Annotated in this window: 15 protein-coding genes; 6 read left to right on the top strand and 9 right to left on the bottom strand. The window is 38.3% G+C overall.

What is annotated here, in order from left to right; translation table 11 throughout:
- Positions 1 to 6 precede the first annotated feature (6 nt).
- A complete protein-coding gene (locus ACTTKV_RS03345; RefSeq protein ID WP_442549235.1) occupies positions 7 to 1,218 on the top strand; it encodes a saccharopine dehydrogenase family protein in 1,212 nt (403 codons plus the stop codon).
- Between the two features lie 823 nt (positions 1,219 to 2,041).
- Here the strand turns inward: ACTTKV_RS03345 and ACTTKV_RS03340 are convergent.
- From ACTTKV_RS03340 to ACTTKV_RS03305, 8 genes are all read right to left on the bottom strand, one after another.
- Positions 2,042 to 3,148, bottom strand: a complete 1,107-nt coding sequence (locus ACTTKV_RS03340) for an NnrS family protein (protein ID WP_442549234.1) — start codon at positions 3,146 to 3,148, stop codon at positions 2,042 to 2,044.
- The gene (locus tag ACTTKV_RS03335) at positions 3,141 to 3,830 is read right to left on the bottom strand and encodes an ABC transporter ATP-binding protein (protein WP_442549233.1); all 690 of its coding nucleotides are present in this window, start codon (positions 3,828 to 3,830) and stop codon (positions 3,141 to 3,143) included. Before ACTTKV_RS03335 ends, ACTTKV_RS03340 begins: the two co-directional genes overlap by 8 nt.
- On the bottom strand, positions 3,830 to 4,627 hold the full coding sequence (locus ACTTKV_RS03330; RefSeq protein ID WP_442549232.1) for an ABC transporter permease: 798 nt from the start codon (positions 4,625 to 4,627) through the stop codon (positions 3,830 to 3,832). Before ACTTKV_RS03330 ends, ACTTKV_RS03335 begins: the two co-directional genes overlap by 1 nt.
- Positions 4,624 to 5,589 (bottom strand): ABC transporter substrate-binding protein, encoded by a 966-nt coding sequence (locus tag ACTTKV_RS03325; protein ID WP_442549231.1) that lies wholly within the window; start codon positions 5,587 to 5,589, stop codon positions 4,624 to 4,626. Before ACTTKV_RS03325 ends, ACTTKV_RS03330 begins: the two co-directional genes overlap by 4 nt.
- Positions 5,590 to 5,600: 11 nt before the next feature.
- Positions 5,601 to 7,448, bottom strand: coding sequence for a TonB-dependent receptor domain-containing protein (locus tag ACTTKV_RS03320; RefSeq protein ID WP_442549230.1), 1,848 nt, complete (start codon positions 7,446 to 7,448; stop codon positions 5,601 to 5,603).
- Between the two features lie 215 nt (positions 7,449 to 7,663).
- Positions 7,664 to 8,125: a molybdate transport repressor gene (locus tag ACTTKV_RS03315; protein ID WP_442549229.1), complete on the bottom strand. Its 462-nt coding sequence runs from the start codon at positions 8,123 to 8,125 to the stop codon at positions 7,664 to 7,666.
- 12 nt (positions 8,126 to 8,137) lie between these two features.
- The gene (locus ACTTKV_RS03310) at positions 8,138 to 8,572 is read right to left on the bottom strand and encodes a molybdopterin synthase catalytic subunit (RefSeq protein WP_442549228.1); all 435 of its coding nucleotides are present in this window, start codon (positions 8,570 to 8,572) and stop codon (positions 8,138 to 8,140) included.
- 1 nt (position 8,573) lies between these two features.
- The gene (locus ACTTKV_RS03305) at positions 8,574 to 8,795 is read right to left on the bottom strand and encodes a MoaD/ThiS family protein (RefSeq protein ID WP_107792809.1); all 222 of its coding nucleotides are present in this window, start codon (positions 8,793 to 8,795) and stop codon (positions 8,574 to 8,576) included.
- An 83-nt stretch (positions 8,796 to 8,878) separates the two neighbouring features.
- On the opposite strand from ACTTKV_RS03305, the gene nspC reads away from it, so the two are divergent.
- Complete coding sequence (gene nspC / locus ACTTKV_RS03300; RefSeq protein WP_442549227.1) at positions 8,879 to 10,018, top strand: carboxynorspermidine decarboxylase; 1,140 nt, start codon at positions 8,879 to 8,881, stop codon at positions 10,016 to 10,018.
- Positions 10,019 to 10,078: 60 nt separating this feature from the next.
- On the opposite strand, the gene ACTTKV_RS03295 is transcribed toward nspC, so the two are convergent.
- Positions 10,079 to 10,696 (bottom strand): DJ-1/PfpI family protein, encoded by a 618-nt coding sequence (locus ACTTKV_RS03295; RefSeq protein WP_442549226.1) that lies wholly within the window; start codon positions 10,694 to 10,696, stop codon positions 10,079 to 10,081.
- A gap of 341 nt (positions 10,697 to 11,037) precedes the next feature.
- Between ACTTKV_RS03295 and ACTTKV_RS03290 the strand changes: the two genes are divergently transcribed.
- The 4 genes from ACTTKV_RS03290 to ACTTKV_RS03275 all read left to right on the top strand — a co-directional run.
- On the top strand, positions 11,038 to 11,985 hold the full coding sequence (locus ACTTKV_RS03290) for a formate dehydrogenase subunit gamma (RefSeq protein ID WP_442549225.1): 948 nt from the start codon (positions 11,038 to 11,040) through the stop codon (positions 11,983 to 11,985).
- Between the two features lie 149 nt (positions 11,986 to 12,134).
- On the top strand, positions 12,135 to 12,737 hold the full coding sequence (gene yedF / locus ACTTKV_RS03285) for a sulfurtransferase-like selenium metabolism protein YedF (RefSeq protein WP_442549224.1): 603 nt from the start codon (positions 12,135 to 12,137) through the stop codon (positions 12,735 to 12,737).
- Positions 12,734 to 13,756 carry a selenide, water dikinase SelD gene (selD, locus tag ACTTKV_RS03280; RefSeq protein WP_442549223.1) on the top strand — a complete coding sequence of 341 codons (1,023 nt, stop codon included), beginning with the start codon at positions 12,734 to 12,736 and terminating at the stop codon, positions 13,754 to 13,756. Before yedF ends, selD begins: the two co-directional genes overlap by 4 nt.
- Positions 13,757 to 13,852: 96 nt before the next feature.
- Positions 13,853 to 14,424, top strand: a 572-nt coding sequence (locus ACTTKV_RS03275; protein ID WP_442549222.1) for an NAD(P)H-dependent oxidoreductase, incomplete at its 3' end; no start/stop codon positions are given.

The raw sequence follows: 14,424 nt of genomic DNA, 5'->3' as shown, positions 1-14,424 counted from the left end.
GATGAAATGTCAAATATCTTAATCATAGGCGCGGGCGGCGTGAGCCAAGTCGCGACCGTAAAATGCGCGATGAACGCGGACGTTTTTACAAAAATCACCCTTGCAAGCCGCACCAAAAGCAAGTGCGACGCGATCGCTAAGTTTATCAAAGACCGCCTAGGCGCGCAGATCGATACTGCCCAGATCGACGCGGACGACACTGATGCGGTCGTAAATTTAATCAAAAAAACGGGCGCCGAGCTGTTACTAAACGTCGCGCTGCCGTACCAGGACCTAACGCTCATGGACGCGTGCTCTCGCGCCGGCATACCATACATTGACACCGCAAACTACGAGCACCCGGACACCGCGAAATTTGAATACAAGCTGCAGTGGGCGAAGGACGGCGAGTTTAAAGCCGCAAACACGATGGCGCTACTGGGAAGCGGCTTTGATCCGGGCGTGACGAACGTATTTTGCGCCTATGCACAGCAAAATCTCTTTGACGAGATCCATGAGATCGACATCCTGGACTGCAACGCGGGCGATCACGGATATCCGTTTGCGACGAATTTCAACCCCGAAATCAACCTGCGCGAAGTGAGCGCAAAAGGCCGCTACTGGGAGCGCGGCGAGTGGAAAGAGACCGAGCCGATGGAGATAATGTTCAAATGGGACTACCCAAAAGTCGGCGTCAAGGACAGCTACCTGCTCTATCACGAGGAGCTTGAAAGCTTAGTAAAAAACATCAAAGGACTAAAGCGGATCCGCTTTTTCATGACATTTGGGCAGAGCTACCTCACGCATATGAAATGCCTAGAAAATGTCGGCATGCTACGCATCGATGAGGTCGAGCACAACGGCGTAAAGATCGTGCCGATCCAGTTTCTAAAGACCTTGCTGCCTGATCCTGCGAGCCTCGGTCCTCGCACGAAGGGTAAAACCAACATCGGCTGCGTAATCCGCGGTCTAAAAGATGGCAAAGAGCGCCAGGTCTACATCTACAATGTCTGCGACCATGAGGCTTGCTACGCCGAGACGGGCGCGCAGGCCGTGAGCTACACGACGGGCGTGCCAGCGATGATCGGCTCGATGATGGTCGCAAAGGGCATCTGGAACGGCAAAGGCGTCTTTAATATGGAAAATTTCGACGCTAAGCCCTTCATGGATGAGCTAAATAAGCAGGGCTTGCCGTGGGAGATGATCGAAATGAAACCGGGCGAGAGGTATGAAATTTAGCTTTTAGGCTTGTCTCGTGAGTGTATTTTGTGGAGCTTGAAATTTTCACCCTTCGACAGACTATATGTCTAGTCTTGGGATGAAAATTTCTTCGCAACCCCAAAATCCATATCACGACACTTTGCCTGTGAGTTTGTGGCATTTAAATTTTAATATACACGCTCCACTTAAAAATCTTCTGCTTGCAGCTACGAGCAAAGCGAAGTAGAAATTTCGCCTCGTAATCTTGTTTTTAAAACTATTCAGTTTTTCGGTAGCCAAAGCCAAATTTTACTTTTTCTTGTTTTTGCTTTTTTACGTGCTTAGCGCCTCAAATTTCTGCTTTAAATTTTAAAAACCTCGTGCTTTGAGAGCTCGTATTTATCGTATATCACGGCGCCATGGTCGCCGATAGGCTGCATAGCCCATAAGCCGCGTCGCAGTCTAGTTTCCCTCGTTTAAATCTCACGTTAAAACGCTAATTTTGCACTTGGTGTCGACCATGCGAACGCTGATTTCTTCGATATCTTTAAAGTAAATTTTTGCATTAACTAAATTTTAGACTGATTGCATTTTAAGTTATTGATTTTTAGCATTATGGAATAAAAAGTAAAGTAAAAAATTTGGTATAGATAAGTCTTTAATCTATTGTTTTTTAGTTCAAGCGAGACTTCTGCATAGAGGTAGCTTTTGTTGCTTTGAAAGAGTCTAACGACTATTTCAAATTTTTTAAAGCTCTCACTAAGATTTAGGTTATTTATAAGACCGATCAATATCTTGGCGGCTATTTTGTCATATATGTTAAGTTGTATCTTTATTTTGCCAGATTTGCTGGCAAATATTTTTACTCTGGATCATCTGAAAATTCATTGTCTCTAAAAATTGCATAAAAATTTATGAGCCAAAAGATAAAAGCAAGTGCTATCAAAGTGGCTGGTAAATGAATATAAAATCCGCTCCAAAAATATGCCAAAATTCCTCTGCTAATGCCAGCTAGGAGGACTAAAATAAATGCAATTTTGCTAAGGCATAAAAATTCAAGTTCTTGTCCGCTGTGACGAAGCCCTGCAATATTAAAAATAAGCATAACACTAAAAATAACAGCATTTACTGCTATTAAGTGCATAAAATTTACTTCAAGACCTAGATTTAAAAGCCCACTTACTCCGATGCCCAAAAATCCAACCGCTAAAAATATCTGCATAAAGTAATAGTAAATCACAAAATTATGTCTCAAAAGTTGCTTGTAGTGCCACTCTTTAAGTTTTGCAAGCACCGCACATCCGCAAGCGATAGCCGCATAGTATGTGCCGATACTCTCTTCAAAGAATATATTAAAAAGCAAAAATGCACAAGTCATACAAATAGCGATATTTTTGTAGATAAAATTTGGTACAAAAATAGCCTCATCCATATCTCTTTCTCGCTTTAGCGCTTCTTTGCCAAGTACAACGCTAACACGATATGAAATAAGTAAGATGGCGATGATATGAAGATAAATTTGCAAATTTAAAAATTTTTCATTCCCACTTATTAGATAGTAGATTTCAAAACCTAAAATACCAAATAAAAATCCAAGTATGCCAAATTGATCAAGATTTTTATCTCGCCAGATCATATAAAGGCATAGCATCACTAGATATGCCCAAAAAAGCGTAATAAAAAAATGTGCTAAAAATAAGCTAAAAAGTGCAGCTATAAAGCTAGTTGCAAAGAGTGAAAATAAAATGTAAGCGTGGACTTTTAGTGAGGAGCTGAAATTTGTCCAGTCGGTTAGCCCAGTGAGTAAAAATCCAGCATAGGCAAGTGCTAAAAAAAGATGCAAAAATATAAATTTGTGTAGACTCACAAAATCAGTTGGTGTAAAAAATATAGCAGCTCCCAGCACAGCACAGGCAGCACTGGTAAGAAAAAATATCCTCATAGGATATGTAAAAAAGTTATTAATCATAATAAATTTGCCCTTTAAAATTTTCATCTATTGTTTTGCTAATAAATTCAAAATCACGGTTTTTAAAAGCCTCATCTAAAATAAGCTCTTTTTGTATGACCGCACCTTTATTTGCGAGAAAATAAATTTTATTTGACATCTTTACGGCCTCCATTCTGTCGTGTGTGACGAGTATTATGCTCATGCCCTCACTCACTCTTTGACTAACGATATCGATCAAAATTTCTTTCATGTCATAATCAAGCCCCGAAAATGGCTCATCCATTAAAAGTAGATCAGGTTTTGTCACAACTGCTCTTACAAAAGCGACCCTTTGCCTCATGCCGCCACTTAGTTCACTTGGATATTTTAGTGCGTCTTTCTGACTAAGACCAACCTTGGCAAAGAGCTTTAAAACGCTGTTCTGATCAGGTTTATCCATAACCAAAAGCACATTTTCAAGAGCATTTTTCCATGTAAGCAGACGATTTTCTTGAAAAAAATATGTCATTTTTTTAAATTGATTAAAAATTTCCCCTTTTCTGGGCTCATTTAGTCCGCTAATAATCCGTAAAATAGTAGTTTTCCCACACCCTGAAGGCCCAAAAAGTGTCACCACTTCACCTTTTTCTACCTTTAGGCTAAAATTCCTTACGACCTTATCTCTTAAAATTTCATACTCTACATTTTTAAGTTCAAGCATCATCTTCTCCAAGGCATCAGAGCTATTTTTAAAGGCTCAATGATGAGGTACTCAAAAAGCATGATAAGAGTGATGCTTAAAAGAACATACGCCATTACCTCGGTTGTTTCAAGCATCGCCCTTGCATTTGCTATCTTTGCTCCCATGCCGTTATTTGCGCCTAGTAGTTCGGCCATTATGACTATTTTTACACCCATTGCAACAGCCACACTGACCGAGCTTATGATATAGCTTGTAAGATGTGGGATATAAAGGTGTTTTATCTTTTTTAAAAAGCCTAAATGATAAGCATCAAACATCTCTTTTAGCTCCTCATCTACACTGCTCATAGCAACTGCCGAGCTTGCGAAAGTAAGCGGTAAAATGGTTATAAAGATAGTAAAAATGGTGCTAAAATTTCCAAATCCAAACCAAAAAATAGCAAGCACTATCCAGATAATTGGTGGCATCGATAAAAGCAAGGTAATAACAGGCTTTAAAAAGGCTGCAAAGCTTTTAAAGCTACCTGCTATTAGCCCTAAAAATATACCAAAAAATGTTGCCGTACTAACTCCAACTAGTGATCTGCAAAGCGTTATATTTATCTCGCTATTTTTGTAATCTTTTAAAATTTCACAAACTTTAAAAAATACATCTTTTGGCGACGGGAGTAGGAGTGGGGAGCTAAACTCGCTTCCCACTTGCCAAATGGCTAAGATCAAAAAAACTACGGCAAATCCGCTAAATCCGCCCCAAAAATAATCAATTATTTTTAAAAAGCCTGAGCGATCTTTTTTGACGCCGTCGATTAGTATCATAAAAATAGACCTTTATCTGGCATCTTACCACCTAGAAATTTTGGATTAAACTGATAAATTTCTTCAAAAAATGCCATGATTTCATTTTGTAGTTCATTTGCTTTTGTCACTGTTAGATTCGCCTTATCAAAGGCATTTGCAAGTGCAACTTCTGGAGCTGGCAAATAACTTGAGCCAATCTTTGCTGCACTTTGTTTGTTTTCAAGAATCCAAGAAAGAGCATTTTTAAGATCGCTATGGAGCGTATCAAATAGATTTAAATTTTTCTCATAAAAGCCTTTTTCTACGATAATGCCAGCCATTGGGATTATTGGCTTTGTACCAAAGCTCTCGCCCCAAATTTTTGGAAAATCAACTGAGTAATGTACGCTAACACCTGCTTTTTTACCACGTAAAATAGTAGCTTCGCCAAGAGGTTGTGGGACTATTAAAATGTCAAAATCTTTTTGTAAAAATAAAAGTAGAGCTTCAGGAGGTGTTGCTGTATAGGTGATATCTATTTTGCTAACGTCTATACCTCGCTTTTTGCAAAGTGCTCTTAGAACAAGATCTGGCATATCACCACGAAACGGCATGATTAGCTTTTTGCCCACAAAATCTTCTAAGTTTTTGATCTTTTCGTCCTTGACCATAGCGTTCATTACGCCAAGAGTTAGTAAATTTAACATAGCAAAATCAAGCCCTTGATTTCTTAAATTTGCAGCGACATTTGATGGTGACATCGTAACCTTAATGTCTCCGCTAGCTACGCCTGCACGAAGCTGATCTGGTGTTTTCCAGATATTTAGACTTACATCGTAAGTTTTATTTAACTCGCCTTGTAGCGCAGCAACCGCCATTATGACGCTTGGGATTGCTGGTGCGCCCCACATAGTAAAGCTCTCTTTTGCAAATAAATTTGGTGCAAATGCGCTAACGCCTAAAGCTGTGCTAAGTCCTAAAAATTTTCTTCTATCTAACATCTTTTTCTCCTTTAAAAACTGCTGTGAAAGCTAATGAAAAATGTCCTGCCAGGGGCATGAACGACTACTGGATCAAGTGCTGCTACGTGATCGCCGCTAATAAATTCTGCATAATCTTTATCAAATAAATTTGCTACGCCAAATCTTATGCCGACTTTGTTTTTAAACTCTACGCCACCATAAAGATCGAGCAAGCCAAATCCTTTTGCGGCCTCTTTTTTGTCGATACCTAGACCATTTTGCTTGCTAAAATCGCCCCTAGTTTGCTTTGAAACTAGTCTTAGTGCAGTGCCTAGGTTGTAGCTACCAAAGCTTGCATAGTCTTTGTAGTCAAACGCAAAATTTGCCTCAAAAGGCCTTATTTGATAAAGTGGCCTGCCATCTGTTTTGTTTTGTCCGTAGTTGTAGTAAAACGAGCTTTTTAAGCCAAAGTGCCTTGCAAAGCTATATTCTGTATTGAAATTTACACTATAAAGCGTTGCATCAACGTTTCTTGAGATGACTGCATTTTTGTTTAGAGACATCGCAGCTTTTGAGTGACGTCTATCAAAAATGATTAAATTTTTAACGCTATCAGCGATGAAATGTCCGCTAAAACCAAATGCATCTTTGTTTTGTAGAGAGTTTAGGTATTCTTTGTAAAACTGGCTGCCAAATTTAAAGCCAAGAACTGCTCTATTGTGTCTCTCTGGCTCCAAATTCGGATTTGCTATCCAGCCAGAGTCATTTTGTCCATAAAGCGCGTTAAAACGCTCCATATTACTTGGCAAGCGAGATAAACTCTCAAGTTTTGCAAAATAGCTATCCTTATCGTTTGGTGTAAATTTATATTTTAAACTTGCACTAAAAGCGTCTTTTTTGATCTTGTCATTTACGTTTTCACCGTAAATTTGACGAAGTAGTCCACGAGTGGTGCTAATTGGATTTGGTGCAAAATATTTAGTATCAAGCCCATTAAGCTTGCTTCTTTGCTCTTCATATTTTAAAGCAAGAGAAGCTTCGTTTGCCTCATTGAATTTATAAGCAAGTGTGTCAAAGAGCATAAATTTATCATTTCTGACATCGGCAAATCTGTATCCGTTAAAGACCCAGTTATTGCCTTGCTTCATGTATCTTTTGCCATCATGTTTATCTTTTTCAAAGCCAGCGCCTATTTGATTATGAAAGCTTGCAAAGTCAGCGTCATACTTTAAATTTGCCTCAAGTACATCTCTTTTTATATCAACTTTTACATTTGGAGTAGAATTTCTTAGGTGAAAATTATCTGCTTTTCTCTCAATCTTTTTTGCAGCGAATTCAAAATTTAGCGTATTTGATAGATCTTCTTCGCCCAAGCGAATATTTAGCTTGCCGACTTTCCTGGTTGTTTTAAAGGCATCCATCACGTGTTCTGGTTGTTTATCTTTTGCTAGATTATCCCTTAAAAATGTAAGTCTAAGCTCGCTAAGCTCATTTGGTACGAAACCTAAAATAGCGCTTTGGCCTTGCCTGTTGTAGCCATAGTCCCATCTTTTACCACTGCCATCTTTGTAGCTATTTGCTTTGGTGAAATTTGCGTTTAAAATGGTATAAAAATTTGCGCCACGATATTTAAAAAGCGATGAGTTGTAAAAGCTTTTGCCATACATTCCAGCTGAAATATGAAACATATCAGCTGAGTTGTCAAGTAAATTTGTCACAAACGGATACTCGCTTCTTTGAGTGTGATCAAACTGATTTTCCACAAAGGCACTTTGTGCAACGTTTGGTGCGATGATCGGCGGTGGAGCAAATTCTTTAACAGGCTTTATAGTGTCTAAATTCGCTTCATTTGCTAAAAGCAGCGACGAAAAAACTGCTAGGCTTAAAATGGGCCTCATAAAAACTCCTTTTAAAATATAATTATGATTTTTTTTATCATAATTCTAATACTAAATTTATTTATAAGAGTTGATATAAATCATTATTTTAAAAATAAAATGAAATTTTAATTTTTAAAAACCATAGAAAATGGAGGAATATGAAATTATTTATTTTTTTTGCAAAGCTGACAAAAAATATAAAGTTTTAAGTAGTAAAATAGACCATGAACAAACTAGGCTTTAAATTTACCAAGTCTATCTCTTAGCTCTTTTGAAATAGTAAATTTTGAAAGTTCGTATTTGTCAAAAATAATGATAATGTCATCACCAATAGGCTGTACTAGGCCAAAGCAAGCATCTCTATCAAGACGATTTTTTCTAAATTTTACGCTTAAAGTTTCCACTTTTTTCTTATCGCCAAAGCTCCTAATAGCTATCTCATCAATATCTTTAAAGTAAAATTTGATGCTTTTTGATCCTTTTGTGATAATAAAACCATCATCATCAATACATAAAAAATTGTTTTGTAAAATTTTTCTAATACAAAAAAATGCTGAGAGAGCACCGACAATGATACCAAGAAGAGATGGTGTGCCAAGGGCTAAATAAAAGTAACCAAAAATGCTAAATATAAATAGTCCAACGCCAAACGCCAATGTTAAAAATAGATCCTTTTTACTCTCTTTTGTTATCACCATGTCTCCTTATTAAGCTAAAATCCCAGCACCATTTATCGCTTGGCTGCGCTCTTTTGCATAAATTCTCTCGCCGTTTATCACGTCGTATTTCCAGATTGGTGCATTGGCCTTAAAGTCCTCGACAAATTCGTTTATAAGCCTTAAAGCAACTTTTCTTTGAGGGCTCACAACACCTGCTACATATGAGCTCGTATGCACTGCCACGTCGCCTTTTGAATGAGCAAAGAGCACGTAGGCATTTTCTTTTTTGGCTCGCTCTTCCCAGGCTTCTAGCCATTTTTTAAGTATTGGCTCGTAGATATCAAAGCTAAGCGCTGAGATGCCACCTTCTTCTCTTACAATTCCAACAAAAGTGATGAGCGCGCCGCAGTTTTTATCCTGAAATTTTTCATACCACTCGTTTGTGATTCTTTGAACATCCAAGCTTCCGTCATAAATTTGCATCTTAACCCCCACAAACTGGCGGTAATATAGAAATTTTATCGCCTTCTTTTAGAGCAAAATTTATATCACTTACGATCTCGTCGTTTACGGCAACTGCACAGATATTTAGCCATTTTTTTAGCTCCTCTTTATCGCTTAAAGCCGCTTTTACCTCGCCTAAATTTTTAGCCTCTACCTTTAAATTCTCTACCCCGATAGGCCCAAGAAATTCGATCTCTATCACAGTTTATCCTTTGAAATTTTTGCTGATTTTACTTAAAAATAAATTTAGATATACTTATTTGAAAATTTAAAAAGCGAGAAAAAATGAACGAAATTTTAAAGAAAATAAAAACTCCAGCCTACGTCTGTGAAGAGGCAAAAGTACGTAAAAATTTGGAGCTTTTAAAGTATGTCAAAGAACAAAGCGGAGCCAAAATTTTAGTAGCACTTAAGGGCTTTGCATTTAGCGGAGTGATGGATATGGTGGGCTCTTATCTTGACGGTGCGACTTGTAGTGGGCTTTATGAGGCAAAATTTGCAAACGAATACCTAAAAGGCGAGATTCATACTTATAGTCCAGCCTTTAAGGATGAGGATTTTGATGAAATTTTAAAAATTTCAAAGCACATTACATTTAACTCTTTTGCGCAGTGGCAAAAATTTAAGGGTATTGCCCTGCAAAACGGCATCATCTGCGGCCTGCGCGTAAATCCTGAAGTCTCACTAGCCCCAACTGACAGCTATAATCCATGCGGCAAATTTAGCAGGCTTGGCATCACAAGAGAAAATTTTAAGCCAGAGCTTCTTGATGGCATTAGTGGGCTTCATTTTCACGCACTTTGCGAGGAGAGTGCGAGTAGCTTGCAGGTCGTGTTAGAGGCATTTGAAGAGAAATTTGGCGAGTTTATCCCAAAGATGAAGTGGATAAATATGGGTGGCGGCCACCACATCACGAGGGCTGATTACGACGTAGAGCTACTTATAAAGATGGTAAGGCGCTTTCGCGAGAAATATGGCGTTGAGGTCTATCTGGAGCCTGGCGAGGCCGTTGGCTGGCAGACTGGCTTTTTGATAAGTAGCGTGCTTGACATCGTGCATAACGAAAAAGACATCGCCATCCTTGACACCTCGGCCGAGGCGCATATGCCTGATACTGTGCTTATGCCTTACCGCCCAGCCGTTAGAGGCGAGAGTGAAAATGGCAAATTTGCTTATAGATTTGGTGGGAATACCTGCCTAGCTGGCGATATAGTAGGGCTTGAAGCGGGCGATGCGGAGTATAAATTTGATAGCGAGCTAAAAATCGGCGACCGAGTCATCTTTGAAGATCAAATTCACTACACTATCGTAAAAAACACGACATTTAACGGCATAAAACTGCCTGATCTACTGCTTTTAAAAGAAGATGGCGAGATAAAGATGATTAGAGAGCTTGACTACGAAGAGTATAGGCGTAGAAACTAATAGCTGGCCTTGTGGCTAGTTTCTGACTGTTAAATACTAAAAGCTCATTTGTATCTATATCTATAAATTTTTATACGGATCAATATCCATAAATTTTTTGGCAAATTTATCTATCTTTGCACTCTTTTGCCAGTTGTATTCGGTTTCATTTGCGATATTTTGAGCTAATTCTTTACCAAAATGATCACTTATGAAGCCAAGAGCCATATCCATGCCAGCGGCTACACCTGAAGCCGTGTAAAATTTATCATCTTTTACCCACCTGGCGTGTGATTGCCATTTTACGGCATCACGGCACTGTTTTACCCATTCAAACGACTTTTTATTTGATGTGGCTTTTAGTCCATCAAGCACTCCAGTGCAAGCTAGCAAAGCTGAGCCAGTACAGACACTAAGGCAAAAATTTGAAGCCAAAACACACTCTTCAAGATGTGATATAAACTCGTTGTCTTTTACTAAAATTCTTGTGCCCTGGCCACCAGGTACCAGCAAAATACTATTGTTTGGTAAATTGACCAGCTTTTTTGTTTTTACTTCAAAGCCTTGCTTACTTTTTATTGCTTTACCATTAAACGATACAAAATTTGGATTTATTCCAGGTACTCTTGCTAAAAACTCTACAGGACCCATGAGATCAAGTGCCTCGTAATCATCAAAAAGAAGACAAAATAGATTCATTGCTCTGCCTTTTGGATAGAAATTTCAAAAATACTTTGATATTTTAGTTTAAATTTTTAAGAAATAAAGGGAAAAATATAAATTTTTAAAGAGTTTTTATCTAAAAAATTGAGATAACTGAAAATTGTTTTTAAAATTTAGATAATAAATTTTTAGGTATATTCTAGTAAAAAATTAACAAAACTTAAATATATTTTATTAAATTATTAGTAATTTTTTTTACTAAGGTTTACTTGTGATTAGCTCTGATATAATAGCGATCAAAACGGCATAACTATGTGATTTTAGCATATTTAACTAAAAGCTCAAATCATTAAGTTTTGTGCAAATAAAGGAATAAAATGACGAGAATTCTGTCTTTATTGTTTACATTGTCGGTAGCGGCGATGGCTAGTCAAGGGCCAGCAGGTGTCAATCAGTTTGACAGCACCATATGGGCAGCTCAAAGGGTGGAAAATATCAAGCCTTACGAACATGGTTGGGGTCCGATATTTACCTTTATCCAAGGCAACGACTACTTTGCGATAGGTGCGCTCTGTATTATCTTTGCGGTAATCGGTGCATTTGTGTTACACTTTTTGATTATCGGACCAAAACACTTCAGTCACGATGGCAAAAAAGTATATGCTTTCTCAATGATTGAGCGTATAGCTCACGGTCTAGCTGCGATCTCTTGGATGGTTTTGGTTCCAACTGGCATCATCATCATGTGGGGTGCTGAGCTTGGTGGCGGTACGTTTGTGCGCTTCTGTAGATATTTGCACGATATATCAACTGTGATCTTTGCAGTTTCTGTGCCTCCTATGCTATTTGCGTGGACTATAAGAATGCTCCCAGTGGTTTATGATATCAGGTGGATGTTTATAATCGGTGGCTACTTGTCAAAGAAAAAGAGACCTGTTCCAGCTGGTAAATTTAACGCTGGACAAAAAGCATGGTACTGGATCGCTATTCCTGGTGGTATTGTGATGATCATCACTGGTGCGATTATGTATTTCTTGGACTTCAAAGAGCCAGCAGTTGCTACATGGCTTGGTATAACACAGATCGACCTTTTAAGATATAGCGTAGTTATACACAACTGCCTTGGTATAGTCTGTGCAGTATTTTTCCTAGTTCATATCTATATGGCTGCTATCGCTATCCACGGCGCGATCTGGTCGATGGTCACTGGATACAAAGAGGAAGAAGAAGTTTATGTGCTTCACCACTACTGGTATCAAGAGCTTGTTAAGAAAAATCAGATCCCAGTATCTGATTACGAAAAAGTTTATACAAATTTAAAATAATCAACCTTGACCTTGCGACTCTTGCAAGGTCAAATCTCTCTTTTACTCCAAATTTCATAGCCTAAATTTTTGAAAATAATTAATATTTTTTTAGCTATAATCCAAAACTAGTTTCAAGGTTTGAAATACTAATCACAAAAGGAAAAATAATGACAACGACAATTGATTGTAGAAATTTAGAATGTCCAAAGCCAGTTATCATGACTAAAAACGCGCTTGATAGTTTAAAAGAAGGTGAAAACTTAGAAATTTTAGTAAATGCATTAGCGCCAAAAGAGAATATCTCAAGATTTTTAAAAAATCAAAATATAAATTTTAGCCTTGAAAACAATGGCAATGAGACTAAAATTTTAGCCACGAAAGGCAAAAACGCAATTGAGCTTACAAATTTTGACGAATTTGTCTGCGATATCACACCAAAAAGTGAAAAAGTGCTCTATCTAAACGACGAGCGTGCAGGAAGTGGTGATGTTGGTGTAAGCTTACTTGCGAAATTCCTTGGAGCTTTTCTTCAGGTTGATAAAAAACCAAAGATAATAATATGTGTAAATAATGCTGTAAAAATGACAACAAATCGCTCACATCCAAGCTTTAAACCGCTTAAGGAGCTTGAAGCTGCTGGAGTAAAAATTTTAAGCTGCGGAAGCTGTTTGGAGTCATATAAACTAGTAAGTGATCTTGCTATTGGTGAAATTTCAAATGCCTATGAGATCATTGATATACTTTCAACTCACGAGCAAATTATCCTATGACCTATCACGATAAAAAACTTACTCAATTTGTTAGAGCCGCTGGTTGAGCTGCTAAGCTTGACCCGTTGGGTCTAAACAAAACGATTAGTAGTTTAAATTTATCTCATCCAAATCTGCTCTCAAGCACTAACTCAAACGAGGATGCAAGTGTTTTTAAAATTTCAAGCGACCTTGCATTGGTTCAAACGCTTGATTTTATAACGCCTGTGGTAAATGATCCATTTATATATGGACAGATTGCCGCTGCAAATAGCCTAAGCGACGTTTTTGCCATGGGTGGTGAGGTGATGAATGCACTAAATATCGTAGGCTTTGATAGTTGTAATCTTGCATCTGAAATTTTAGGCGAAATTTTGAGAGGTGGAGCCGATAAAGTAAAAGAGTGTGGTGGTATCATCGTTGGCGGACATACGATAGAGACGCAGCAGATGTACTATGGACTTAGTGTCACTGGAAGAGTCCATCCTAATAAATTTTGGGCAAATAATACAGCTATAAATGGCAATGTTTTAATCCTTACAAAACCACTTGGAAGTGGTATTTTAAGTACAGCGATAAAGGCTGATTTACTAAGCATGGAGCAGATAAAAGAGGCTGCAACTATCATGGCGCAGCTAAATTTTTATGCATTAAAAGCACTTGATGGCATCAAAGTCTACGGCGCCACTGATGTGACTGGATTTGGCTTTTTGGGGCATTTAAGCGAAATGCTAAATGAAAAGATCAGTTTTGAAATTTATGAGCAAAACGTACCTATCATCACATGTGCAAAAGAATTTGTCGATATGGGCATTATTCCAGAGGGGAGCTATAAAAACCGCGAATTTGCAAAGCATCTTGTGGACAAGGAAGCTGACATTTTGCTATTTGACGCGCAAACTTCTGGTGGACTTTTGCTCGCAGTTGGTGAAAATGAGGCAAATTTAGCCCTAAAGCGCCTAAAAGAGGTTGGTTATGAGCACTCAGCGATCGTTGGTATGGCTACAAGTAAAAATGAGTTTGAAATAACTCTTAGATAAATTTAAACTACATGCCAGCCTTTTGTGCTGGCTGCTAAATTTCTTTTAATTTACCTAACCGCCCTATAATTTTAAAAATTAAACAAAGGAGAGATGATGAATTATCTTGAAATTTTAAAATTTCGTCACGCTTGCAAAATTTTTGATGAGAGCAAAAAGATCAGCGCTGGCGAGTTTGACTTTATCCTAGAGGCTGGTAGACTAAGCCCAAGCTCGACTGGCCTTGAGCAGTGGGACTTTTTGGTCGTACAAAACAAGGAGCTTAGAGAAAAAATCAAAGCCGTTTCGTGGAACCAAGTGCAGATCACATCTTGCTCGCATTTAGTCGTCGTTTTGGCAAAGGTCAAAGAGATAAAATTTGGCAGCAGCTATGTTGATAAAATGATCTCTAGACGCGCAGATAAAGACCCTGAGATGATTGCTGCGAGGCAGAAATTCTACCACGACTTTTTGCTATCAAATTTCAAAAACGACGATGAGCTAACATTTCAGTGGTCGCACGAACAATGCATGATAGCTGCTACAAATATGATGAACGCGGCTGCAAGCCTTGGGATTGACAGCTGCCCGATCGAAGGCTTTGATAGACACGCTTTAAATGAAATTTTAGGCCTTGATGAGAGTGAGCAAAGAGTGGCTATCGTAGTGCCATTTGGCTACCGCCTAAA

It is taken from the genome of Campylobacter sp. (assembly GCF_052169515.1).
GTDB lineage: Bacteria > Campylobacterota > Campylobacteria > Campylobacterales > Campylobacteraceae > Campylobacter_A.
This window is presented reverse-complemented; position numbering and strand designations above follow the sequence as displayed.

Excerpts from the sequence above, each read along its gene's own strand:
- ACTTKV_RS03345 (WP_442549235.1), top strand. The coding sequence starts at position 7 with ATGTCAAATATCTTAATCATAGGCGCGGGCGGCGTGAGCCAAGTCGCG.
- ACTTKV_RS03340 (WP_442549234.1), bottom strand. The coding sequence starts at position 3,148 with ATGATTAATAACTTTTTTACATATCCTATGAGGATATTTTTTCTTACC.
- ACTTKV_RS03335 (WP_442549233.1), bottom strand. The coding sequence starts at position 3,830 with ATGCTTGAACTTAAAAATGTAGAGTATGAAATTTTAAGAGATAAGGTC.
- ACTTKV_RS03330 (WP_442549232.1), bottom strand. The coding sequence starts at position 4,627 with ATGATACTAATCGACGGCGTCAAAAAAGATCGCTCAGGCTTTTTAAAA.
- ACTTKV_RS03325 (WP_442549231.1), bottom strand. The coding sequence starts at position 5,589 with ATGTTAGATAGAAGAAAATTTTTAGGACTTAGCACAGCTTTAGGCGTT.
- ACTTKV_RS03320 (WP_442549230.1), bottom strand. The coding sequence starts at position 7,448 with ATGAGGCCCATTTTAAGCCTAGCAGTTTTTTCGTCGCTGCTTTTAGCA.
- ACTTKV_RS03310 (WP_442549228.1), bottom strand. The coding sequence starts at position 8,572 with ATGCAAATTTATGACGGAAGCTTGGATGTTCAAAGAATCACAAACGAG.
- nspC (WP_442549227.1), top strand. The coding sequence starts at position 8,879 with ATGAACGAAATTTTAAAGAAAATAAAAACTCCAGCCTACGTCTGTGAA.
- ACTTKV_RS03295 (WP_442549226.1), bottom strand. The coding sequence starts at position 10,696 with ATGAATCTATTTTGTCTTCTTTTTGATGATTACGAGGCACTTGATCTC.
- ACTTKV_RS03290 (WP_442549225.1), top strand. The coding sequence starts at position 11,038 with ATGACGAGAATTCTGTCTTTATTGTTTACATTGTCGGTAGCGGCGATG.
- yedF (WP_442549224.1), top strand. The coding sequence starts at position 12,135 with ATGACAACGACAATTGATTGTAGAAATTTAGAATGTCCAAAGCCAGTT.